This window comes from Nitrospirillum goiasense (assembly GCF_034427435.1).
Lineage (GTDB): Bacteria > Pseudomonadota > Alphaproteobacteria > Azospirillales > Azospirillaceae > Nitrospirillum.
In genome coordinates, this window is record NZ_JAXQNP010000002.1 from 2,125,112 (window position 1) to 2,148,492 (window position 23,381).

22 protein-coding genes and 1 pseudogene are annotated in these 23,381 nt (G+C 67.7%); 6 read left to right on the plus strand and 17 right to left on the minus strand.

What is annotated here, in order from left to right:
- Positions 1 to 18 precede the first annotated feature (18 nt).
- From ULB03_RS12315 to ULB03_RS12350, 8 genes are all read right to left on the minus strand, one after another.
- Positions 19 to 1,350 (minus strand): carbohydrate porin, encoded by a 1,332-nt coding sequence (locus ULB03_RS12315; protein ID WP_322483393.1) that lies wholly within the window; start codon positions 1,348 to 1,350, stop codon positions 19 to 21.
- A gap of 196 nt (positions 1,351 to 1,546) precedes the next feature.
- A complete protein-coding gene (locus ULB03_RS12320; RefSeq protein WP_322483394.1) occupies positions 1,547 to 2,827 on the minus strand; it encodes a TRAP transporter large permease in 1,281 nt (426 codons plus the stop codon).
- A gap of 4 nt (positions 2,828 to 2,831) precedes the next feature.
- Entirely contained in the window at positions 2,832 to 3,356 is a 525-nt protein-coding gene (locus ULB03_RS12325) for a TRAP transporter small permease (protein WP_322483395.1), read from the minus strand.
- A gap of 3 nt (positions 3,357 to 3,359) precedes the next feature.
- Positions 3,360 to 4,355, minus strand: coding sequence for a TRAP transporter substrate-binding protein (locus tag ULB03_RS12330; RefSeq protein ID WP_322483396.1), 996 nt, complete (start codon positions 4,353 to 4,355; stop codon positions 3,360 to 3,362).
- Between the two features lie 53 nt (positions 4,356 to 4,408).
- Positions 4,409 to 5,230: a 2-keto-4-pentenoate hydratase gene (locus ULB03_RS12335; protein WP_322483397.1), complete on the minus strand. Its 822-nt coding sequence runs from the start codon at positions 5,228 to 5,230 to the stop codon at positions 4,409 to 4,411.
- A gap of 199 nt (positions 5,231 to 5,429) precedes the next feature.
- The gene (locus ULB03_RS12340; protein ID WP_322483398.1) at positions 5,430 to 6,896 is read right to left on the minus strand and encodes a mannitol dehydrogenase family protein; all 1,467 of its coding nucleotides are present in this window, start codon (positions 6,894 to 6,896) and stop codon (positions 5,430 to 5,432) included.
- A 26-nt stretch (positions 6,897 to 6,922) separates the two neighbouring features.
- Positions 6,923 to 7,939 (minus strand): sugar kinase, encoded by a 1,017-nt coding sequence (locus tag ULB03_RS12345; RefSeq protein WP_322483399.1) that lies wholly within the window; start codon positions 7,937 to 7,939, stop codon positions 6,923 to 6,925.
- Positions 7,940 to 8,155: 216 nt separating this feature from the next.
- A complete protein-coding gene (locus ULB03_RS12350) occupies positions 8,156 to 9,187 on the minus strand; it encodes an alpha/beta hydrolase (protein ID WP_322483400.1) in 1,032 nt (343 codons plus the stop codon).
- Positions 9,188 to 9,335: 148 nt separating this feature from the next.
- Between ULB03_RS12350 and ULB03_RS12355 the strand changes: the two genes are divergently transcribed.
- The 3 genes from ULB03_RS12355 (at position 9,336) to ULB03_RS12365 (ending at position 15,060) form a co-directional block, all read left to right on the plus strand.
- On the plus strand, positions 9,336 to 10,964 hold the full coding sequence (locus tag ULB03_RS12355; protein WP_322483401.1) for a carboxylesterase/lipase family protein: 1,629 nt from the start codon (positions 9,336 to 9,338) through the stop codon (positions 10,962 to 10,964).
- Positions 10,965 to 11,506: 542 nt separating this feature from the next.
- On the plus strand, positions 11,507 to 14,431 hold the full coding sequence (locus tag ULB03_RS12360) for a TonB-dependent receptor (RefSeq protein WP_322483402.1): 2,925 nt from the start codon (positions 11,507 to 11,509) through the stop codon (positions 14,429 to 14,431).
- A 224-nt stretch (positions 14,432 to 14,655) separates the two neighbouring features.
- A complete protein-coding gene (locus ULB03_RS12365) occupies positions 14,656 to 15,060 on the plus strand; it encodes a hypothetical protein (protein WP_322483403.1) in 405 nt (134 codons plus the stop codon).
- On the opposite strand, the gene ULB03_RS12370 is transcribed toward ULB03_RS12365, so the two are convergent.
- The 5 genes from ULB03_RS12370 to ULB03_RS12390 all read right to left on the minus strand — a co-directional run bounded on the left by ULB03_RS12370 (position 15,047) and on the right by ULB03_RS12390 (position 18,310).
- Positions 15,047 to 16,150, minus strand: coding sequence for an NAD(P)H-dependent flavin oxidoreductase (locus ULB03_RS12370; protein WP_322483404.1), 1,104 nt, complete (start codon positions 16,148 to 16,150; stop codon positions 15,047 to 15,049). The two genes, ULB03_RS12365 and ULB03_RS12370, sit on opposite strands and share 14 nt — an antisense overlap.
- A 112-nt stretch (positions 16,151 to 16,262) precedes the next feature.
- Positions 16,263 to 16,475: a SlyX family protein gene (locus ULB03_RS12375; protein ID WP_322483405.1), complete on the minus strand. Its 213-nt coding sequence runs from the start codon at positions 16,473 to 16,475 to the stop codon at positions 16,263 to 16,265.
- A 127-nt stretch (positions 16,476 to 16,602) separates the two neighbouring features.
- Positions 16,603 to 17,160, minus strand: coding sequence for a helix-turn-helix transcriptional regulator (locus ULB03_RS12380; RefSeq protein ID WP_322483406.1), 558 nt, complete (start codon positions 17,158 to 17,160; stop codon positions 16,603 to 16,605).
- A 311-nt stretch (positions 17,161 to 17,471) separates the two neighbouring features.
- On the minus strand, positions 17,472 to 17,684 hold the full coding sequence (locus ULB03_RS12385; RefSeq protein WP_322483407.1) for a hypothetical protein: 213 nt from the start codon (positions 17,682 to 17,684) through the stop codon (positions 17,472 to 17,474).
- 50 nt (positions 17,685 to 17,734) lie between these two features.
- The gene (locus tag ULB03_RS12390) at positions 17,735 to 18,310 is read right to left on the minus strand and encodes a sigma-70 family RNA polymerase sigma factor (protein ID WP_322483408.1); all 576 of its coding nucleotides are present in this window, start codon (positions 18,308 to 18,310) and stop codon (positions 17,735 to 17,737) included.
- A 450-nt stretch (positions 18,311 to 18,760) separates the two neighbouring features.
- Here ULB03_RS12390 and ULB03_RS12395 point away from each other — a divergent pair, with 450 nt between their 5' ends.
- Positions 18,761 to 18,988, plus strand: coding sequence for a hypothetical protein (locus tag ULB03_RS12395; RefSeq protein WP_322483409.1), 228 nt, complete (start codon positions 18,761 to 18,763; stop codon positions 18,986 to 18,988).
- Positions 18,989 to 19,096: 108 nt separating this feature from the next.
- Here the strand turns inward: ULB03_RS12395 and ULB03_RS12400 are convergent, their stop codons facing one another.
- From ULB03_RS12400 to ULB03_RS12415, 4 genes are all read right to left on the minus strand, one after another.
- Positions 19,097 to 19,558, minus strand: coding sequence for a VOC family protein (locus tag ULB03_RS12400; protein ID WP_322483410.1), 462 nt, complete (start codon positions 19,556 to 19,558; stop codon positions 19,097 to 19,099).
- A gap of 121 nt (positions 19,559 to 19,679) precedes the next feature.
- On the minus strand, positions 19,680 to 20,957 hold the full coding sequence (locus ULB03_RS12405; protein ID WP_322483411.1) for an RNA polymerase sigma factor: 1,278 nt from the start codon (positions 20,955 to 20,957) through the stop codon (positions 19,680 to 19,682).
- Between the two features lie 4 nt (positions 20,958 to 20,961).
- Positions 20,962 to 21,336 carry a YciI family protein gene (locus tag ULB03_RS12410; protein WP_322483412.1) on the minus strand — a complete coding sequence of 125 codons (375 nt, stop codon included), beginning with the start codon at positions 21,334 to 21,336 and terminating at the stop codon, positions 20,962 to 20,964.
- Positions 21,337 to 21,451: 115 nt separating this feature from the next.
- The gene (locus ULB03_RS12415; RefSeq protein WP_322483413.1) at positions 21,452 to 21,874 is read right to left on the minus strand and encodes a VOC family protein; all 423 of its coding nucleotides are present in this window, start codon (positions 21,872 to 21,874) and stop codon (positions 21,452 to 21,454) included.
- Between the two features lie 260 nt (positions 21,875 to 22,134).
- On the opposite strand from ULB03_RS12415, the pseudogene ULB03_RS12420 reads away from it, so the two are divergent.
- Both ULB03_RS12420 and ULB03_RS12425 read left to right on the plus strand, forming a co-directional pair.
- Positions 22,135 to 22,938, plus strand: a pseudogene (locus ULB03_RS12420) (glycosyltransferase); the annotation flags it as partial.
- Positions 22,932 to 23,318, plus strand: a complete 387-nt coding sequence (locus ULB03_RS12425) for a glycosyltransferase (RefSeq protein ID WP_322483820.1) — start codon at positions 22,932 to 22,934, stop codon at positions 23,316 to 23,318. The pseudogene ULB03_RS12420 and the gene ULB03_RS12425, both read left to right, overlap by 7 nt.
- Positions 23,319 to 23,381 lie beyond the last annotated feature (63 nt).

The following is a 23,381-nucleotide window of genomic DNA, read 5'->3' on the forward strand; positions in this document are numbered from 1 at the left end:
CGCCGACGGTGCCGCGCCTCAGATCTCCGCATGGAACCGGACGCCCAGCACATTGGCCGGGCCCCGGTCGCGGTTGTAGGCGGGGTTGGCCACGAACTGGTAGTCCAGCGTCAGGTTGATGCCGGTCCACAGGGCGGCGCTGTAATAGGCTTCCAGGATGCGCTCGCTGCTGTAGCTAAGGCGGCCGTCGCCCACCAGGATGCCGGTGCCGCCGGCGGCCAGATAGTCGCGGGCGTCGGCGTTCAGCATGTTCACGACACCGGCTAGGCCGGCGGCATCCTTGTCCCGGCCCCAGGAGGCGCCCGTGACCGAGGCGCCGATGGACACCGACTTGTTCACGTCGGTGAACTCATAGGCCTCCTTGGAGCCGTCATTGGCGCTGGCGCGCAGGAACAGGCCCCAATCGTCGCCCATCTGCTGTTCCGCGTTCAGCGCGAAGCCGGCGCGGGTGGCATAGCGGCGGACTGTGCCCGTGTCCGGCGTGCCGCCGGTCAGCGCGGCCACCTGCAAGGCGTCGCTGTAGCTGCCCATGTTGGCGTGGTTCTGGAAGATCAGCACCTTTACCTTGCCGTCGCGGCCCATCAACTGGTGCCGCTCCTCCGCCTCCACCACCACCTCATACTGGCCGAAGCCGCGCACCAGCGCCTTGTCATTAGGCTTGCGCGACAGGTCGAACAGGCCGGCGCGCAGGGTCCACCAGGACTGCGTCCATTCCGCCGCCGCGCCATAGCTGTATCCCCAGGCGTCGGCGGCATAGTCGAAAGCGCCGCTGTCCACCACGGTCCAGTTCAGGAAGTCCTTGCGCGGGTCATGGGCGTAGGTGTTGGCGTCGAAGATGTCGGTGACGGAGAATTTGCCGGCGGTGATGACAATGTTGTCGGCGGTGCGGCTGCCGCCCAGCTGGTTGGCGGCGGCCTCCAGCGGCTGGACCTCGCCGCCGAGGTTGAAGGTCTGGCGGAAAAAGGCCCGGTCCAGGCGGATGTAGGGCTCGCTCTCACCCACCTTGTAGGCTTCGGCGCTGGGGAAGCCCGCCACGCCCAGCGTGTTGCTGAGGCCGAAGCCCTGGTCAATCTCCGGATTGGCGTAGAACTCCATGCCCGGCCACAGGCGCACGCCGGCGTACAGGGTGGCGTCCATCGTCTCGTTGCCGCGGGCCCCCGGATCCAGGCTGTTCGCGCCCCGGTAGGGGGAGGTGAAGCTGGGATGGTACTGCTCCACCAGGGTGAACTGGCCGTGCAGGCTCCAGCTCTCCGCCTCCGGCAGGTCGGCGTCGGCGGCGTTGACGGGCCCGCAGAACGCCACGCCACAGGAGAAGGCCAGGATAGGGGTGATGGTGAGAAGCGTTTTCATTTAAATAACTCGCCCGCCGGAGCTTGGATGCGACAACTATGCTTCTCTGGCAAAGTTCCGTTACGGATTTGCGATGGGAGACAAAGTCGTTCAATGGTTCCGGCGGGCGATATGCGCCCCAAAACAGAGTTAGGCAAGCTGGGCGTTTTGTCGCAGGTCGTTCTGAATGTTCTGTTATTTCATAACGTTAGTGACGTTATTTCATAGCATTGGGCAGCCATAGCGACAGGAAAGGTATGTAGGAGACAAGCATCAGGACCACGCCCGCCGCCAAGTAAAACGGCCAGATGGACCGCATGAGCTGGCCCACCGGCACCTTGCCGATGGCGCTGCCCACGAACAGGACGGAGCCGATGGGCGGGGTGATCAGGCCGATGCCGCCGTTCAGCATCATGATGACGCCGAACTGCACCGGGTCGATGCCGAAGGCCTTGGCCACCGGCAGGAAGATGGGGGTGCAGATGATGATCTTGGGGCCCATGTCCATGAAGGTGCTGAGCGCCAGCAGGATCACGTTCATGATCAGCAGCACCATGACCTTGGTCCCGGCCATGGCCTTCAGCGCCGCCACCGCCGCCGCCGGCACCTGCAGGTAGGACATGAGCCAGCCGAAGGCGCTGGCCGCCCCGATCATGAACAGGATGATGCCGGTGGTGTGGGCGGATCCGGCGCAGCACTCCTTGAAGTCTTTCCAGCCCAGACGGCGGTAGACGGCCACCGTGATGATGACGGCGTAGACCACGGCGATGGCGGCACTCTCCACCGCCGTGAAGATGCCGGCGCGCACGCCGCCGAACACCAGCACCACCAGCAGCAGGCCGGGGCTGGCGGAAATGAAGCGCCGCACCACCGCGGCCAGGCCGGGGAAGGGCTCCACGGCATAGCCCCGCTTGCGGGCGATGAGATAGGCCGTGACCATCAGGGCGGCGGCCATCACCACGGCGGGCAGGATGCCGGCGGCGAACAGGTCGGCGATGGAGATACCCCCGCCGCCCGCCGCCGAATAGAGGATCATGTTGTGCGACGGCGGCACCATCAGTGCTACCAGGGCGGAGGTGATGGTGACGTTGACGGCATAGTCGCGGTCGAAGCCGCGCGCCACCATCTGCGGGATCATGGTGCCGCCGATGGCCGAGGCGTCGGCGATGGCGGAGCCGGAGACGCCGCCGAAGAAGGCGGAGGCCAGCACGTTCACCTGGCCCAGGCCGCCGCGCAGATGCCCCACCAGGGCCGAGGCCAGGCCGATCAGCCGTTCGGAGATACCACCGCGCATCATCAGCTCACCCGCGAAGATGAACAGCGGGATGGCGATCATCGCGGTGGAACTGATGCCGGAGGTCATCTGCTGCACCAGCACCATGGGCGGCAGGCCCATGGCGACGATGGCGGCGACCGACGCTGCGGCGAGGGAGAAGCCCACGGGCACGCCCAGCAGCAACAGGATGGCGAAGGCGCCGAAGAGGATGGCGATGTCCATGGGCTCAATCCTCCACAACCATGTGATCGGGGGTGGGCAGCGGCACCACCAGCCGTTCCGCCGCGAACAGGGCGATCAGCGCGCCGCCCAGCGACAGGGGCAGGTAGTTCAGGCCCTCCGGCAACGCGGTGCCGGGCATGGTGATGGACCAGTTGTCGGCCATCAGGTCCCAGCCCCAGATGGCCAGCGCGGCGCCGATGGCCAGCACCACCAGCCGGGCGAAGGCGTTCAGCAGGGCCTGCACCCGGGGTGGCGCCACCTGGGCCAGGGCGATGAAGCGGAAGTGCATTTCCCGCCGCACCGCTACGGCGGCCCCCATCAGGGCGGTCGTGGTCATGAACAGCAGGGTGAGGGGCTCGGTCCAGCCGGGGCTGTCGTTCAGGACATAGCGGGCGAAGACCTGCCAGCCCTCGGCCAGGCTCATCCCCACCATGCCGATGGCGGCCAGCACGGTGGCGGCGTGGGACAGGCCGGTGAGTAGGGTGCCGGCCAGGCCCGTGGGGGCCGGTACGGCTTGGGTCGCGTGCATGGGTCAGGCCTCCTGCCGGATGCGGCGGTAGAACTGATTGCGGTCGGGGTCGGCCAGGTAGGTCTTGAGCACCGGTTCCGTGGCGCGACGGAAAGCGTCCTTGTCCACCTCGGTCACCTGGACGCCATTGGCGATGCAATGGGCGCGGGCGGCGGCCTCATCCTTGTCCCACAGCGCCCGCATCATGGTGACGGAGCGGGTGGCCAGGTCCAGCACCAGGTCGCGGTCGGCCTTGGTCAGGGCCTGCAGGCTGCGTTCGGAGATGAACAGCAGTTCCGGCGACATGGAATGGTGCGTCTCCGCCCAATAGTGCGCCACCTCGAACTGGCGGGTGGAATCCAGGCTGGGCCAGTTGTTCTCGGCCCCATCGATCAGGTGGGTTTGCAGGGCGGTGAACACCTCGCCGAAGGACAGCGGCGTGGGGTTGGCGCCCATGGCCTGCGCCATGGACATGAAGATGTCCGACAGGGGGACGCGGATCTTCATGCCGTGCAGGTCGCGCGGCTCATGCACCGGCCGGCGGCCGTTGTAGATGCAGCGCGCGCCGCTGTCGTAGAAGCAGGCCGCCACGAGGCCCCGCCGGCTCAGCGCCGCCAGCAGGTCGCGCCCCACGGCGCCGTCCAGGGCCCGGCGCATATGGGCCACGTCATCGAACACATAAGGCAGCGTCAGCACGCCGGACACGGGGAAGATGTTGGTCAGCGCCGCGAAGTTCACGCGGGTGAAGTCCAGCGCGCCGTAGCGCGTCAGGTCTATGGTGTCGTTCTCCCGCCCGATCTGGCCGGAATGATAGACCCGCATGGACAGGCGCCCGGCCGTCTCCTTGGCCAGTTGCTCCCCGATCCACTGGATGGCCTGGACCGTGGGGTAATCCTGCACATGCACGTCGGAGGCGGTGAAGGTGCCGGGCGGCGGGGCGCCGGCCCGGGCCGCACGGCCCCCGAGCGCCATGCCCATGCCGGCGGCCAAGCCCCCCAGCAGTTGTCGGCGCTTGATCAATCCATCCCTCCCGTTCGTTTTATTGTCTCGGACCCCTGGTGGCGCGGACGCCCTCAGGGTGGGCTGTCGGGCAGCGGCGACGCCGCCACGGCGCGACAGCGCAGGACGCCATCACGGCCGAAATCCACCGTCGCGGTCTGTCCCGCCACGATATCGTGAATGCCGGTGCTGGCGCCGGTGGAAATCAGGTCCCCGGCCTTCAGCGGCCGGCCGCGCCCGGCCAGGTGGCTGGCCAGGAAGCGCAGGGCCGACAGGGGGCCGCCCGGGATGGACGATGCCCCGCCGGTGCCGACGCAGACCCCATCGATGACGGTTTCGCACCGCATGCTGTCCCAGCCGCGCGCCCGCCAATTGGATATCTCGGGCCCTAGGATAAGGCCGGCGTTGTTGCCGAAATCGGACACCACCACGGGGGGCCCCAGATCATTGATGGTGGCCAGCGGGCTGCCCGCCGGTTCGATCCCGATGTGCAGGGTGGCCACCAGCTCCGCCGCCTCATCCTCCGTCCACGCCGTTTTGTCCGGTGGGGCATCGGCACCCAGGCGGAAGACGTATTCCGCCTCCACCGCGGCGAAGCCGCCGACAAAGACAGGGAACGGCGTCACATCGGCGTCCTCGGCCTGCCAGACGTTGCGGGCGAAGATCGGGCCGGCCAGGCGCGGTTGGCCCAGCGTCTCCTCCCAATCCAGGTGAATGCGGCCGATCTTCCACCCGGCGATGCGGTCGGGCCACAGGCCGATGGCCACCTCCTGCGCGGCATAGCCCTGCGCCAGGTCGATGGGGGCGGGGCCCGGGTAACCCGGCAGGAACCGGGCGGCGCGCCGGGCCGCCACGAAGGCGGCTGCGGCGGTGGGGGGCGCGAAGGCGGTGGTCATGGCCGGAACATCCCGTGGCGATTCTTGTCCTGGACGGTGGCTGTCCTGGCGGTGGGCGAGGCACGCTGCGCCAGGGTCGACCCTCCCTTGGATCCCGTCATTTCTTGTCCATCGTGTCTAAAGGAAACCGGTGTCATTTACAAGCCAACTCTACCGTGAGGAGGGCGGCGCCCTCAGGATTCAGGCTGTGGTCGTGGGCTTAAATCGTGGCGACGGCGGCCAGCACCGCGTCGCGCCGGCCGTTACCCAGGCGGGTGTAAGCATCCTTCAGCGCATCGCGGAAGTGGGGGGCGGCTGCCAGGGCGCGGGCGAACATCGCCTCCAGCGCCAGGAAACGGTCCACATCCCCAGCGGTGCCATCGCACTGGCCGGCCACGTCCAGCAGGGTGGACGCCAGCGGGTCGGTCAGCCCGGCGCCCTCGGCGGCCCGGCGGCGGACGAAATGCATCCAGCCGGCGACCACCAGCGCGGGCCGGGAAATGTCATGCCCCTGGGCCAGCCGATCCTCGATCACCCCGAACAGGCGGTAGGGCAGCTTTTGCGACCCGTCCCAGGCGATCTGGGACAGCAGATGGCGGATGGCCGGGTTGCGGAAGCGCTCCAATATCTGGCCCGCGTACCGGGCCAGGTCATAGCCCAGGGGCGGCGTCACCGTGGGCAGCACGTCCTGGAGCATCAGCCGTTCCAGGAACCCGGCCAGTTCGGGCGTGGTCATGGCTTCGGCCACGGTCTCAACGCCCGCCAGGCTGCCCAGGTAGGCCAGCGCGGAGTGCGGGCCGTTCAGCAGGCGCAGCTTGGCCCGGCCGAAGGCGCCGACGTCGTTGGTCAGGATGGCCCCGGCCTTGTCCCAGGCCGGCCGGCCGTTGCAGAAGCGGTCCTCGATCACCCACTGGGTGAAGGCCTCGCGCTGGATGGGCCAGGCGTCGGCCAGGCCGGTGGCCTCCACCACGCGCTGGCGCAGCGCGTCATCGGTGGCCGGGGTGATGCTGTCCACCATGGTGCTGGGGAAGGCCACCTGCTCGCGAACCCAGGCGCCCAGGCCGGCGTCCACGGCCGCCGCGTATTGCGCCGTGGCCCGGCCCAGCCGCTGGCCGTTGTCCGTCATGTTGTCGCAACTGATGACGGTGTAGGGCGGCAAGCCGGCGGCGCGGCGGCGGCGCAGGCCGGCGACAATATAGCCGATGACGCTGACCGGCGTTTCCGGATGGGCCAGGTCATGGATGATGTCCGGGTGGGCGGTATCCAGTTCCCCCGCCGCCGTCAGGCAATAGCCCTTTTCCGTGACGGTGATGGTGACGACGCGGGTGGCGGGAGCGGCCAGGCGGTCCAGGACCCGCTCCTGCGCTTCCGGCGCGCACAGCACCTCGCGGATGGAGCCGATGACGCGGTGGCCGATGGTGCGATCCAGGGTCACCAGGGTGTAAAGCCCATCCTGGGGGACAAGAGCGTCGCGCACGCCGGGGCTTTTCAGCGACACGGCGCTGATCGCCCAATCGCCCCCCTCCAGCGCCAGGGCGTCGTCGGTGTAGACGGCCTGGTGGGCGCGGTGGAAAGCGCCCGGGCCGAAATGGACGATGCCGATGCCGCAGGCCGACCGGTCATAGCCGGGACGGGCCACAGCCGCCGGCACGGTGGACAGGGTGTCGGGGGAGAGGTGCGCGGTCATCAGGCTCGGGCTCCGAAGGGCGGGGATCAGCGGCGCACGTCCAGTCCGCCGGCATCCTGGGCGGCCAGGATGTCGGCCTCGGCCAGGGGCAGGGCGTCGCCGGGAATGGAGTGCTTCAGGGCGGCGGCGGCCACGGCGAAGGACAGCGCCCGGTCGGGCTCCCACCCTTGGATCAGGCCATGCAGCAACCCCGCGGCATAGGCATCGCCGCTGCCGATGCGGTCGACGATGCCGGCCAGCGCGTGCGTGCGGCTCTGGTGCAGGCTGTGGCGGGTGGCCAGCTTGCCATAGAAGTCCTGCTGGTCCACGCCGTGGTGGCTACGCACCGTGGTGGCGATGGTTTGCAGGCGGGGGCAGGCGTCAAACAGGGCCTGGGCCGCGGCCGGGAAGCGGGCCGCCTCGTCCAGCCTGTCCACGTCCAGGTCCAGCAGCAGGGCGGCGTCCCGCTCGTTGGCGAACAGCAGGTCGCATTGCTCGATGAAGCCGCGCAGGATGGCCGGGGCGTTGCCGCCGCGCACCGTCCACAGCTTCTGCCGGTAGTTGCAGTCGAAGGAGATCTTGAGCCCCAGGGCGTGGGCGGCCTGCAACGCGGCGCGGGCGGCGGTTTCCGCCTGCGGGCTGACAGCGGGTGTGATGCCGCAGAGGTGCAGCCAGTCGGCACCGGCCAGCAGGGCCTGCCAGTCGTAGGTGGCGGGATCGGCCTCGGCGAAGGCGGAGCGGGCGCGGTCATAGATGACCTCCGACGGGCGGGTCACCGCGCCGGTGGCCAGGAAATACAGTCCCATGCGGCCGTCGGCGTAGCGGATGCCGTCCGTGCCCACGCTGTGGCGGCGCAGTTCCCCGGCGCAGGCGCGGCCCAGGGCGTTGTCGGGCAGGGTGCTGACGGCACGGACCGTGTGGCCCAGGTGCGCCAGGCCGACGCCGACATTGGCCTCCGCCCCGCCGAACAGGGCGGTCAGGCTGGGGCTTTGCAGCAGCAGCTCATGGCCGGGTGCGGCCAGGCGCAGCAACAGTTCCCCGAACACCACGACATGTCCGCGCATCGCAGGCCCACCCATTCGCATGTATCCTTCTTGGCCATCCTGGTCGCCGCGGGGACGGACGAGACCGTCCCCTGAAATCCTCCCGCGGCCCGTCTGTCATGCGGGCTTGGCGTCGTCCATCCTGCCAGCGGCCCGGGACTGGATCAACGACCAATTGACACCGGTGACAATAAAGACAGGCGTGTGTCACCGTGTCAGGGGGCTGCGAAAGGGTCTCTATGGCATCATCCCTAGGCCACGGACCCAGGCGATGTAAAGGTCCGGCCACGCCGCCACCGGTAATCCACGGGCGCCACGAATGCCGAAACCATGGCCACCTTGCCGGAAGATATGCAGTTCCGCCGGGACCTTGGCGGCGTGAAGGGCGGCATAGAAGCGCAGGCTGTTTTCCACCGGCACGGACGGGTCGTCGTCGGCATGCAACAGGAAGGTGGGCGGAGTCTGGGGCGTGACCGCCCGCTCGGTGGAATAGGCCGCGTCCTGCGCCGGCGTGGGCGTGGCGCCCAGCAACTGGCTGCGCGACCCCTTGTGGGCGATGGCCGGGTCCATGCTGGCGACGGGATAGATCAAGGCCAGGAAGTCAGGGCGGGCGCTCTGCTGGTCGGCGGCGTCCACCGGCGCGTAGACCGGGGCGTCGTAGCGCGTGCCCAGGCTGGCCGCCACGTGGCCGCCGGCCGACAGGCCCATGGCGCCGACCTTGTGGGGATCGAGTCCCCATTCCGCCGCCCGGGCGCGGATCAGGCGCAGGGCGCGCTGGGCATCCTGCAGGGGCACGTCGGCGGCCTGGGCATGGCCTTCGCCCGGCAGGCGGTAGGTCAGGACGAAGACGGTGACGCCGGCCGCGCTGAGTCGCCGGCCGATCTCATCCCCCTCCTTATCCACCACCACCCAGCGATAACCGCCGCCCGGCATGACCAGCAGGGCGGTGCCGTTGGGATGGGTGGGACGGTACAACGCCAAGTGCGGCCGGGTGATTCCCAGGGTGTAACGATCATGCAGGGTGGGATCGGCGCTGCGTTCCACCACCGATTCCCGGATGGCCACCCCCTCCGATCCCGGGCCGATGCCGCCAGGCCAGATGGGGAAGGGAACGGGCAACTCATCGGCCCTGGCTTGGCCTAAGGGGCCGCTGGCCGTGATCCAGTAGACCACGGCCGCCAAGACGACGCAGGCCGCACGTACCGTCTTCACAAAGAGCCGGAAACCGGTGTCATATGTGTGCCCGGGATCGGGACGGGTAGGGGCCATGGCCTCCCTCCTGCTTTTGATCGGCGATAATAATAGGGTAGTGGGAGGAAGCATGGACCCGGTTCACGCCAACCGCCAAGCGGAAAGTCGCGTTTCCTTGTCATCCACTGGGCCATGTTCCAGTTCATCATACGTCGATCGCCGCCAGGTGCTGGGACTGGGGCTGGCCGCCGCCGCCGTGACCTTGCCGCCGCGCGCCTGGGCCGCGTCCGACCCGGTGGTGATCACGGGGCATGGTCCCGTGCGCGGCCTGCGCCAGGACGGCATCGATGTATTCAAGGGCATCCGCTACGGCGCCGATACCGGCCAGCGCCGTTTCCAGGCGCCCCAGCCGCCCGTGCCGTGGCGGGAAGTGCGGGATGCGCTGTCGTATGGCGCCGCCTGTCCCCAGACACACTTCGATGAGCGGCAGTCGGAGGATTGCCTGTTCCTGAACGTCTGGACGGCGGAGGCCAAGGCGGGCGGCAACCGGCCGGTCATGGTCTACATCCACGGGGGGGCGTACTCCCACGGTTCCGGCAGCGATCCCTTGTATGACGGGACCCGCCTGGTCCACCGGGGGGATGTGGTGGTGGTGACGCTGAACCACCGCCTGAACGCCTTGGGCCACCTGTACCTGGGCCGTCTCGCCGGGGCGGCCTATGCCCAGTCCGGTAACGCCGGCATCCTGGATCTGGTACTGGCGCTGCGCTGGGTGCGCGACAACATCGCCGCGTTCGGCGGCGACCCCGGCCGGGTCATGCTGTTCGGCCAATCCGGCGGCGGGGCCAAGATCGCCACCCTGATGGCCACCCCGGCGGCGCAGGGCCTGTTCCATCGCGCCGCCACCATGAGCGGCCAGCAGGTCACCGCCTCCGGCCCGTTGAACGCCACGGCGCGCGCCACGGCCTATCTGGCGGCGCTGGGCCTGACGCCGGAGCGGGCGGCCGAGGCGGCCACGCTGCCGGTGGAAAGGCTGCTGTCGGCCCTGAACGCCGCCGACCCCATCCACGGCGTCGCTGGCCAGGGCATGGGCGGACTCTACTGGGGCCCCGTGCTGGATGACCAGGTGCTGGCCCACCATCCCTTCTACCCCGACGCCCCGGCGCAATCCGCCGCCATCCCCATGATCATCGGCAACACCCATGACGAGACGCGGCTGCTGATCGGCGGAAGCGACCCTTCGACCTTTACGCTCACCTGGGACCAGGTGCCGGGCCTGCTGGCCAAGCACATGCGGGTGGACATCAACCCCGACCTGGTGGTGGCCGAATACCGCCGTCTGTACCCGGCCTACAGCCCCAGCGATGTCTTCTTCGCGGCGACGACCGCCGGCCGGTCCTGGCGCGCCGCCGTGATGGAGGCGGAGGCGCGCGCCATCCAGGCGCTGGGCCAAGAGGCAGGGGGCCAAGAAGCAGGGGGCCAAGGACCGGGGAGGCAAGGGGCCGCCCCCACCTACGCCTATCAGCTGAACTGGGGCAGCCCCAAGGATGGCGGCAAGTGGCGGGCGCCGCACACGCTGGACATCCCCCTGGTGTTCGATAACACCGCCGTGCCGGACGCCCTGTCCACCGACAGCGCGGAGGCACGGCATCTGGCGGACCAGATGAGCAACGCCTTCATCGCCTTTGCCCGAACCGGCGATCCCAATGTCGGCGGTGCGCCCCGTTGGACGCCCTACACGTTGGCGGGGCGGGAAACCCTGGTGTTCGACCTGGAGTCGCGCCTGGAGGCGGATCCCCGGGGGGCCGAGCGGCGCCTTTTCGCCCGGGTGCCCTTCACCCAGCAAGGAACCTGACAGCCCCCAACCCGGCCTGAAATCCACTGGGACACCGGCATTTCCGCGATGGATGGCTGGGGGCGAACACGGGACGGCACTGCAAACAACTCTTGGTGCTTGCATCGGCCGGTAACCGGTGTCATTTTACGGGCAACGGCGATGGCCAGAAAGGCCGCCAAGACGCCGATAAACGGGAGGGTGCGGGATGCCGACACGGATGGGCAGGGGCCTGGGCGCCAAGAATGGCCGCCACGCCTCACATATTTTACTCAACACATCATCATTGGGCCGTCTGGGCGCGCCGCTGCCATTGGCGCGGCGCTGACACGGCTTCTGCGATCTGCCTGGGGCCGCTCTTAGCGCCGGCCCGGTTGGCGGATTAAAATTGACACCGGTCCCAAAAAGGATCGGACGGACGGGGAGGCCGGACGGTGGGCATGACCAGGCGACAACGTCTGGTTTTTCTGGGAACACTTCGCCGGGACCATCCGGCCAGTCCTTCCCGGGGCACACAAGGCCGGCAAAGCAAAACAACAAGGTTGAACGGAGGATTACGTCAAATGCTCAAGACCACGAGCTGGGCGCGGCGCCACACACTGTCCACCCACGTTTCCCGGATGGCGCTGCTGCTGGCCTTGACCGCGGGCGGCGCCGGTGCGGCGTACGCCGCCGATCCGGCTTCGGACGTGCCGGCCGCGCCGGCGGCAGGCCAGACGGCAGACCAGGCCGCGGCACCGGCCGCGCCGGCGGAGCAGGCGGGTCAGGCTGCGCCGCCCCAGACCGCGGTGCCGCCGGGGGCCGGTGACGCGCTGGATGAAATCATCGTCTCCGGTTTCCGTCGCAGCCTGAACATCGCCTTGCAGGCCAAGCGCGAGAGTTCCGGCGTGGTCGACAGCATCGTGGCGGAAGACATCGCCAAGTTCCCCGATAAGAACCTGGCCGAATCCCTGCAGCGCATTCCCGGCATCGCCATCACCCGCGACGCTGGCGAGGGGCGCCAGATTTCCGTGCGCGGCCTGGGCCCGGCCTTTACCCGCGTGCGCATCAACGGCATGGACGCCATCGCCACCACCGGCAGCTCCGACGCCCAGGGCGGCAACAACCGCTCCCGCGCCTTTGACTTCAACGTCTTCGGGTCCGACCTGTTCAGCAACCTGACCGTCCACAAGACGCAGTCGGCCGACCAGGAGGAAGGCTCGCTGGGCGCCGGCGTGGATCTGTCCACGCCCCACCCGCTGGACTTCGGCGGCTTCAAGCTGGCCATCAATGGCAAGGTCACCTACAACGACCAGAACGAGAGCAAGCAGCCCAACGGCGCCGTGCTGGTCAGCGACACCTTCAACGACGGCAAGCTGGGCTTCCTGGTCGGGCTGTCCTATTCCAAGCGCGAAACGCAGCAGCTCAGCTCCGAAACCACGCGCTGGGCGTCCAACGCCTCCAACGCTTCGGGCAGCTACAATGGCGGTGTCGCGGCGTCGGGCGCACTGGCCGCTTTCAACGCCCCCAACGTCTTCATGCCGCGCATTCCGCGCTACAGCGTCTATGACTACAACCAGAGCCGCGCCGGCCTGGTGACCTCGCTGCAGTGGAAGCCGGACGAGGATACCGAGATCAGCCTGGACGGCGTGTTCTCCGACCTGTGGGGCACCCGCTCGGAAAACGACCTGGAGGCCATCAGCTTCAGCCAGGCGCGCACCACGGTGGGCAGCATCGTCACCGGCAAGCCGGTCATGCAGATCACTTCCGGTACCCTGGATGCCAACGGCAACCTGATCGCCGGCACCTTCAACAATGTCGGTATCCGGTCAGAGGCGCGCTATGACGTGCTCAGCACTCAGTTCGGGCAAGAGACGCTGAACATCAAGCACAGCTTCTCCCCCAGCTTCCGCATGAACGCGCTGGGCGGCTACTCCATCTCCGCCTTCAACAACCCGGTGCAGACCACCATCACCCTGGATCGCACCGGCAGCAACGGCTACTCCTACGATTACCGCACCAACAGCCAGTTGCCGGTGCTGTCCTATGGCTTCGACGTCACCGACCCCGCGAACTGGAAGCTGGTGAACGGCCTGTCCAACATCCGCCTGCGTCCCAACGGCACCCAGAACACCTACGGCAACGGCGACCTGGATTTCGAATATGACGTCACCAACGAGCTGACGCTGAAGGCCGGCCTTCAGTTCAAGGACTTCACCTTCACCACCTATAACAAGACGCGCGCCTCGGAAATCGCCGTTCCCAATCTGCCGGCCGGTGTCACCCTGGCCAGCCTGACCAAGATCGGTGGCGGTGTGGGCGGCTTCGCCGCGGCGGGCACGCCCGGCAATTGGCTGGTGCCCGATATCGACGCCTTCGCCAACGCGCTGAACATCTACAGCAAGACCGGCACCTTCGCCGTCAGCCAGACGGGCACCGGCTCGCTGGGCAGCAATTACGCGGTGGAGGAGAAGGACTACGGCGGTTACGTCCAGGCCAACTTCAAGACCGACCGGCTGGGCCTGCCCATCCGCGGCGATGTCGGTGTCCGCTTCGTCACCACCGACCAGAGCTCGTCCGGTTACCAGGCGGTGGGCAGCACGCCGACCTGGGTGACGGTCGGCACCGACTATCATGATGTGTTGCCATCCATGAACCTGGTGGGCGAGGTGACGGATGATTTCCTGATCCGCGCGGCCTTGGCCAAGGTCATGGTGCGCAACGATCTCAGCGGCCTGAACCCCGGCGGCAGCGTCAACGTGGCCGGCACCAACCGCACGGTCACCTCGGGCAACCCTTACCTGAAACCCATCCGCGCCAATACCGCCGACCTGTCCTTCGAATATTACTACCAGCCGGGCGCCTTGATCTCGCTGGGCCTGTTCTACAAGGACATCAACAGCTACGTGCAGACGCTGAGCGAGAACAAGGTCTACAACACGTCCGGCCTGCCGCTCAGCCTGTTGAACGGCACCGGCCTGACCGGCAACGAGGTGTTCACCTTCAGCACGCCGGTGAACACCAAGGGGGGTGACCTCAAGGGCCTGGAAGTGAACTTCCAGCAGCCGTTCAGCTTCCTGCCGGACTTCTGGAGCAATTTCGGCATCCTGCTGAACTACACCTACGTGGATAGCCGCATCAATTATCTGCTGTCGGCGACCTCCACCACCACGACGCTGGCCGACCTGGTCGGCCTGTCGAAGAACGCCTACAACGGCACCCTGTACTATGACGACAAGGTGTTCAGCGCCCGCATCTCCGCCGCCTATCGCAGCGGCTACCTGACCCAGGTGCCGGGCCGTAACGGCAACGACGTCGAGGGCACCAACTCCACCATGAACGTGGACTTCGCCTCCTCCTACGCGGTGAACGAGCGCCTGACCTTCAGCTTCAACGCCATCAACCTGACGAACGAGTGCAACAGCCAGTACGTCGGCTCGGTCAACCGGTTGAACTATTACAACTGCACCGGCCGCATCTACGAGGCCGGCTTCGCCTTCAAGTACTGAGCCCGCTCAAGCCGGGGCGCGGGTGAGGCGGCGTCCCGGTTCTAGCCCGTAGCCTCAAGACCCTTATGTGCTCCAACTTCCCGACGCGCGCCGGTGTCCCTCCGGCGCGCGTTTTTTCATCCGCGTTTTCCCTCGCCGTTTTCAGACCTGACGTTGTGCGGGCGCGGCCGGCATGGTTCACTGACCGAAAGGGACGGCAGCGGACGGGGCAGGGCATGCGGCACATGCGATGGGGGGGTCTGGTCGGCGTCCTGCTACTGGGCCCGGGGTCGGCCTGGGCGCAAACCGCCGCGCCGCCCACGCCATCTGCCACGGCCCTGATACCGGCCAAGCCGACGGCGGTGCCGGCCCCGCCCGCACCGATGGAGCCCGATGCCACGCTGCCCGACGTCATCATCCAGGCCCCCGACTTCGTGTTGCCCGACCCGCTGGAGCAGGACCGGTTCTTGCGGGAGGAGGCGGAGAAATGGCGCTTCAATAATATGGAGACGTACCTAAATCCCGGTAAGGAGGACAAGTACCTGCGCCTGCCGGAGATGAACACGGGCACGACCCGGGACCAGCGCTATCTGGGAACCCAGTTGCATCCCTGCAAACTGACCACGGACCACGTCCTCACCTGTCGCTGATCTCTCCGTCCAGGCGTTGCCCACCCAAGTGTTTTAGCGCTTCCGCCGCCAGCGTCCGTGTCAGGTCGCCGGCGGGCAGGGCGCGGCTCAGGCGGGCCGCCTGGCCAGCCCATTGATTGGTGAAGTCTCCGGATCCCGCCGCCTCCGCCTTGGCGCGCAGGGGGGCCAGGGCGCCACCGGCGGTGGGGAAGGCGGTAGGGGCGTCGGAAAGCGGGCCCACCTCCCGCATCAGGCGGTTGACGATGCCGCGCGCCGGGCGGCCGGTGAACAGGTTGGTCACGGCCGTGCCGTCGTCGGTGATGCTGTCCAGGGCCTGGCGATGGACCTCCGGTATCTTGATCTCCGGACAGAACAGGTAGGCGGTGCCGATCTGCACGGCCGACGCGCCCAGGGCCAGTGCCGCGACGATGCCGCGCGCGTCGGCGATGCCGCCCGCCGCGATGACCGGTACCGACACGGCATCCGCGACCTGTGGCACCAGGGCGAAGGTGCCGACTTGCGTCGCCATGTCGTCGGACAGGAAGTTGCCGCGATGTCCGCCCGCCTCCAGCCCCATGGCGATGACGGCGTCGACGCCGTGGTGCTCCAGCCAGCGCGCTTCCGCCACCGTGGTGGCCGAGGCGATGACCTTGGCCCCCGTGGCCTTCACCCGGTCCAGCAGCACCTTGCCCGGCAAACCGAAATGGAAGCTCACCACCGCCGGCTTCACCTCTTCCACCAGGCCGCAGAAATCGGCGTCGAACGGGGTGCGGCCGCCGGTCGGGGGCGTGTCGGCCGGGTCCAGACCCAACTCCACATAATAAGGCGCCAGCCGGGCGCGCCAGGACAGGAGGCGGGCCGGATCCGGAACCGGGGGCGTGTGGCAGAAGAAGTTCAGATTGAAGGGCCGGGCCGTGCCCCGCCGTACCTCCGCCACCGCGGCCTTGAGGCCGTCCAGCGTGTATTGCGCGCCGGGCAGGGACCCCAATCCCCCCGCCTCGCTGACCGCGACCGCCATGGCGGGGGTGCTGGCGTTGGCCATGGGGGCCTGCAGGATGGGATGGTCGATGCCAAACAAATCCAGGATGCGGCGATCAGGCCAGGCGGTCATGGACGGTCTCCCGTGGGCGATGCGACTGCCCAGGATGTAGGACCGCCGCCGCCGCCGCGCCATGGAAATTTGCTGAATTCGCCCCCGCTCGCAGGGGCAGGCGGCAGGGCCGTCAGTAATGCGGCGGCGGCTTCTCATCCTGCGGGGAAGGGCGCCAACCCGCCTCCGCCTCTTGCAGGCGGGCGACCAGGCGGCGCATCCGCGCGGTCAGCATGTCGATCGTCCGGCCCTGGTCCGCCACCACCTGCGACAGTTCCTCGGCCATGCGTTCGTGATGGGCGATGCGCGTTTCCAGGTCGATAAGACGTTGTTCGACGGAATCCATGGGGCCGGTTACTTCCTGGGGCTCGGGTCAACCAGCGGCCTCTATAGCACCGGCGATGCCGGAACTTGCCCGATAATTTTTAAATGGGGCCCGTCCGCCAGGTCCCGTCCGGTAGGGACGGCACAGGTCAGGCGGCCTGCGGCTCGCTCACGGCCTGGGCGTCGGCCACCACGTCGGGAAAGTCCTGTACCCGGCGCCGCCAGGCCGCCGGCGTCACGCCCATGGTTTGGCGGAACAGCCGGGTGAGATGCGCCTGGTCGGCCAAGCCGCAGCTCAGCGCGATGTGGGACAGCGGTTCCGTGGTGGTGGTCATCAGCCGCTTGGCCTGTTCCATGCGTTGATGGATGACGTACTGGGTGAAGGGCACGCCGAAGGTGATGCGGAACGCGCGCGAGAAATAGCTGGTGCTGAGGCGCACCGGCAGGGCGACGTCCCGGATGCGGATGGGGGTCGTCAGATGCTCCTGGATATACCCGTGGACCCGGCGCACTTGCCACGGGGCCAAGCCACCGGCGGCGGGTGGTGCCTCCGCCGCCTTGTCCCGCAACAACTCCGCCGCTTTCTGCAGGCAGCTCGCCGCGGCATGGCTGTCGTTGTCCAGCAACGTCAGGGCGTCGCGGAGCAGGACGGCGATCTCATCCCGGCGCCGTGTGACGGCATCGGGCACAGGTGCGATGGTCAACATGGCTTCATCCCGTCTGGATAGAAGCCTATTGTCGGTGCGGGCATCCACCGATGTCGAATAAATGAGTGCAAATGGCCGTAAGCCGTGACGGAACAGCGTTATCCCGCAGCGTGCCGCGCCGTGACCCGCTTGGTATTTTTTCCATAATCTTCCTTATCGGTTTTTTGATATGGGTGGAATGGACTCAAAAACGAAGGGCGACTTTCCAATGTTATGAGAGGCTTAACGGAGAACCCTTCCGCGTGATTGAAGGACAGCCCCCGGTGGGCGCTGTCCCCCTGCGATCTGCGATGCCGGTTTAGGCTGCGGCCTTACGCGGCGCGGGCGGCGGGCACGGGGTGGACGATGAAGGCCCCACAGGACGGCGCGGGCATCAGCGGCACCGGATACCCTTCCCCGATGATGGGTGCTGCCGCGTCACTGGGGTCATGACCGGCCATTACCGGATCTCCGGCGGCCAGCCATTGCTGGGACATCCGCCGCCATTGGTGGATGTCCCGCGACCAAGGTTTCCTGTCAGGCACTTCACCTAAATCCTTTTTTCCGAGGCGCGGGTATGGGGCATGACGAAGGGTCAATGGCTGCTGACCGGGCGCGTGTCCCAGGCGCTGCTGGCACCCAGGCCGGCGGTCGTGCCCAGGCTGGTATCGCCCGGGTCCATGCCCATGATATCGGCCAGGCGGGCGCGGCCACGGTTGACGCGGCTTTTGATGGTGCCGAGGGCGCAGCCGCAAATTTCCGCCGCTTCCTCGTAGCTGGCGCCAGCCCCTCCCACCAGAACCAGCGCTTCCCGCTGTTCCACGGGCAATTTCATCAGGGCCGCCTTCAGTTCGCGGCTGGCGATGCCCCATTCCTGGGATGGACCTATGGTCAGGCGCGCCGTATGCACGCCATCCGGATCGCCCACCTCGCGCTGTTGGTGCTTGGCGACCGAATAATAACGATTGCGTAAAATTGTGAAGAGCCAGGCGCGCAGGTTGGTGCCCGGCGTGAACTGCTCGGCATGGGACCAGGCCCGGACGATGGCGTCCTGCACGAGGTCGTCGGTGTCGGCAGCGTTGTTGGTCAATGACCGGGCGAAGGCCCGCATGGCGGGGATCAGCTTGACCAGGTCGTCGCGGAAGGTGGGCGTCGTCTCAGCGGATGGCATGGATCACCCCTTTTTGTGAAAGCCCGCTGCGCTTCTGACGTCATCAAGAAATCGCAGATGATTGTGGGCGATGTTGAGGGTCGTTACCCCCAGAATTCGTCCGTATCGTTGAGAGACTATAGGCAAACGCCGTTGATCACGTCTCTCCGTATTTCGGGGAGAATGCTATGTTTATCGCTGTATTTATTCGGTCTATTTGACAGATGATCTATTACGATCCGGTTATGCGGCAAAGTGTCCAGCGGCCCCTGGGCTGGTCTGTTCAAAGGAGTGGAATGGCAATTTTGCGGTAATGGGTTGCCCCCTTCCCTACACCCATCGCCCCACCGCCTGCCCTGACCGGCTTAAACGGAAGGGCCATCATCCGCTCGGCCGCGTGGAACAAAGCCGCCGCTGGAGACTTTAGGGATGGTGCGAAGGGCATAGGCCCGATGTAGCAGGAAGGATGCCATGGTCAAGCGGTTGAAAAGCATAGAGTTTCAGCGTTCTCCGGCCCTCGCCCCCGCCATGGCGACGGTTTGTCAGCGACCGGTGGCCTATGCCAACCGCTACGATACCGCGCAGAGTGACGTGGATGATCAGGTTCGGGAAATGTTCTGCGACCTGGTGGCGGAGCCCCTGCCCCTGGACATCCAGGCCCTGCTGGCGCGCCTGCAGGGGAAAGGGAGGCTGAACTAAGCCGCCGTCCTCCTCGCGTCCCTCCTGCGGCTGTCCCTGGACAAAAAAGCCGATCCTTTTTCAGGACCGGCTTTTCCATTTCCGCGCCTCGCTTCCGGACCGGGCCTGTCAGGTCGCCGCCAACGGGCAAGGCTCGCCGGGCGCGCCCAGGGGATGGGCGAAGCTCCATATATGGCCATAGGGATCACGGATCTGGCCGTAGCGGGCCCCCCAGAAGGCATCCATGGCCGGCATGGCGACCGTGGCGCCGGCGGCCACCGCCTGCTCCATGGCGGCATCGCAGTTGGCCACCTCCAGGTGCAGGAACACGCTGGTGCCTTTCAGCGTCGTAGGTGGGGCGCCGGTCCCGCCCATCTCCGCCCGGTATTCCGGAAAATCGTCGCAGAGGAAGACACGGGCGCCGTTCACGCGGATCTCCGCATGCAGCAGGCGGTCACCGTCCTTTTCCGGCATGCGGAAGACCTCCTCCGCGCCCAGGCCTTGCGTGTAAAATCTCAGCGCCGCCTTGGCGTCGCCGACCACCAGATGGGGAATGACGCCCTGCTGCGCGGGCTGGATGCTGTCGGACATGGTCACCTGCTCCCGTTTCCTTGAGGGTCCCAATGGGAAATCGTGGCGGCCCCATGGGCAGGGCCATCCCAAGGACGGTCATCGCCCGCCGCTTCCGACAGCCCCCGCGATTTTTCGGGATTTATTTTTGAACGGGCGCCGCCTCGCCCATCAGACGATCCAGGTGCTGGCGGATGTGGGCCGCCTCCGCCGGGGTGTGGGCCAGCGCGATGGCGCGGTCGAACGCCACCCGCGCCTCCGCTGTCCGGCCCAACTGGGTCAGATAGGCGCCCTTGGCCCCGAAGAAGTGGAAATAGCCCGCCAGCCGGTCGCCCAGCGGCTCGATCATGGCCAGCGCCGCCGCCGGCCCCCGCACCTTGGCCGTCGCCACGGAACGGTTCAGCGTCACCACCGGCGACGGCTGGAGATGCTCCAGCGTCGCGTACAGCAGGTCGATCTGCGACCAGTCCGTCTCAGCGGCGCTGGGGGCGCGGGCATGCAGGGCGGCGATTGCGGCCTGCACCAGATACGGTGCCGGCTGGCCGTGGCGCATGGCCTTGTCGATCAGGGCCAGGCCTTCCGCGATCATCGGGGCGTTCCAGCGGCGACGGTCCTGGTCCTCCAGCAGGATGCCGTTGCCCTGGGCATCGAAGCGGGCGGCGGCGCGGGACTGCTGTAACAGCATCAGCGCCAGCAGACCCATGATCTCCGGTTCCGCCGGAAACAGGCGCAGCAGCAGGCGCGCCAACCGGATCGCCTCATGCGCCAGGGGTGCCCGCCGCTCCGCCGTGTCGCCGCCCGCGGAATAGCCCTCGTTGAACAGCAGGTAGAGCATGGCGGCGACGGTGCCCAACCGCTGCGCCCGTTCCGGCGCGCCCGGCGTCTCGAATGGCACGCCCGACCGTGTGATGCGCGCCTTGGCCCGGGTGATGCGCTGCTCCATGGCGCTTTCCCCGACCAGGAAGGCGCGGGCGATGTCCGCCACGCTGAGGCCGGAGACGATGCGCAGGGCCACCGCGATCTGCTGGGTGGCGGGCAGGTCGGGCGCGCAACAGATGAACAACAGGCGCAGGATGTCGTCACGATAGCCGGCGTCGTCCAGGCGTTCGGCCAGGGCGGCTTCCGCATCCCCGTCACCGGTATCGGCGGCCAGGATGTCCTCTGCCGGCAAGGGCTGCTGGCGCGCCTGGCGGCGGACCCCGTCCAACGCCGCGTTGCGGCCGACGAAGATCAGCCAGGCGGCGGGGTCGCGGGGCGGGCCGTTGCGCGGCCAAGCCGTCAGCGCGCGCAACGATGCCTCCTGAAACGCCTCCTCGGCCGTGTCCAGGTCGCGGAAATAGCGCAGCAAGGCGCCCATGGCTTGGGGGCGGGCCGCCGCCAGGGCCGTGTCGATCCAGGCCATGTCGAGGGGCCCGGCCATGATCTCAGGCCCCTGCGGACGGTGCGGGATGATATAGGCCGACAGGACGGATTTCGTAGCAACCGCCAGGGTTTGCGCGACCAAGCTCACGCGCCGTATCCAGAACCTGCTCCAGCGTCTCCCCCTCCACCAGGTAGAAGCCCAGCAACTGTTCCTTGGTTTCGGCGAAGGGGCCGTCAATCACCAGCGGCGGGTCGCTGTCCTTGCGCAGCGTGGTGGCGGCCGTCGTGGGCAGCAGCCGGGCCACCGGGCCCAGCCGGCCCTCCCGCGCCAGCTTCTCGTGCACCACCGCCAGCTTGGCCATCACGGCGTCATCCTCCTCTTTGGTCCAGGAGCCGACGACATCTTCGCGGTGGTAACACAGGATGGCATACAGCATGAGACGTTCCTTCGGCGGACAGGATGGGCCGGCTTGGCGCCGGTTCTTCCCCAGGACGGACCCGTGGGGCGGCTTCCGACATCGGCGCCGGAAAAATCCCCTCGGCTATCGTATCCTATTTGGCGAAGATGAGAGAATCGTCGCGGAAGGCCTTGAATTCCAACGCGTTCCCACTCGGGTCGTACAGGAACATGGTGCCTTGTTCCCCCACCTGGCCCTTGAAGCGGATGTACGGTTCGATCACGAACGTCTGGCCGGTGTTCCGTAGGCGATCGGCCAGCGCCGTCCAGTCATCCCAGGCCAGGATCAGGCCGAAATGCGGGACCGGCACGTCATGCCCGTCGACCGGGTTGTGGTTCCGGTCGGCGTCCCGCCCCGGAACCAAATGGGCCACGATCTGATGGCCGTACAGGTCGAAGTCCACCCAGTCGGGTGAGCTGCGTCCTTCGGGGCACCCCAGCACGTCGCCGTAAAAGGCACGGGCGGCCGACAGGTCATGGACGGGGAAAGCCAGGTGGAAACGCGGGCGCTGTGTCATCCCATTTCCCTTTCTTAGGGTATGTTCGTTGTATTTCTGATAGTTAATTTAAATTCTTAAGGTAATAAATCACTTTAAGAAACCCGTATCGAAGCGGTTTCATGCCCCAGCGTGCTGCGAACCCTATCACCGGCCCTCAGCCTCCGCCACGTCCCGGTGGTGGAACCGTCCCGCAGGTCGTATACGACAGCGGCCTGGAAAACCGTTAGAACCTATCCCTGTTCCTCGTCATGCCCCCGATGCCTCCAACCCTGGCCACCATGTCCGACGCCCCGCGCCCAACCCTGCTCTTTGTCGTGACGGAGGACTGGTACTTCCGCTCCCACCGGCTGCCCACCGCGCGGGCGGCGCGGGATGCCGGGTTCGACGTCGCGGTGGCCTGCCGCGTCGGCAGGGATGCCGCTGCCATCGCGGCGGAAGGGTTCCGCGTCATTCCCCTGCCCTGGCGGCGCGGCAGCTTCAATCCCCTGCGCGCCCTGGGCGATATCCGCCGGCTGGCGCGGCTTTACCGCCGGGAACGGCCAACCATCATTCACCACATCGCGGTGAAGCCCACGGTGCTGGGTGGGCTCGCCCTTTTCCTGGCGGGACTTCCCAACGACTTGCGCGACACCCGCGTGGCCGCCACCCTGGCGGGCTTGGGCCTGGGCCTTTCCGGCGCCGGGGCCAAGGCGGCCCTGGGCCGGGGGCTGCTGCGCCTGGCCCTGAACGCCGCCGGCTGGCGGCGGCGCCATGCGCTGGTCGTGCAGAACGGCGACGATGCCGCCCTGCTGGCCGCCGGCTGGCCCCGCCCGCCATCCCCGCGCCTCATCCGCGGCTCCGGCGTCGATCTCGCCCATTATGAGGAATTGGCCGAGCCCATTGGGCCGGTGACCTGCGCCCAGGTCTCGCGCATGCTTACCTTGAAAGGCGTTGAGGACCTGGTGGCCGCCGTGCGCCAGGTCAGGGCCCAGGGGATCGATTTGCGCCTGCTGCTGGCCGGTGCGCCCGATGCCGACAGCCCCGCCGCCATTCCCGAGGCCACCTTGCGCGCCTGGGGGGCCGAACCCGGCATCGAATGGCTGGGCGCCGTCACCGATGTGCGGACCGTCTGGGCCCGCGCCCACATCGCCGTTCTCGCCTCCCGCGGGGGGAAGGCGTGCCTAAGAGCTTGCTGGAGGCGGCGGCCTGTGGCCGCGCCATCGTGGCCACCGACGTGCCGGGCAGCCGCGAGGTGGCGGTGGAGGGGCGCAACGCCCTGCTGGCCCCGCCCCGTGACCCGGCGGCCCTGGCGGCCACGCTGTCCCGTCTGGCGCAGGATCCGGCGCTGCGCCGCCGGCTCAGCCTGGGTAGTCGTGCCGTGGTGGACCCCGAATTCGGCGAGGCCGAGGTGGGGCGGCGCATGCGGGATCTCTATTTGGGCCTGGTGGCGCCGATCCCGGCGTTCTCCCCGGGCGATGCGTGACGGAGGGCGGGCGATGCGGGCATGGCAATGGGGATGGGCTCTGGTGCTGACGGCGCTGATCGC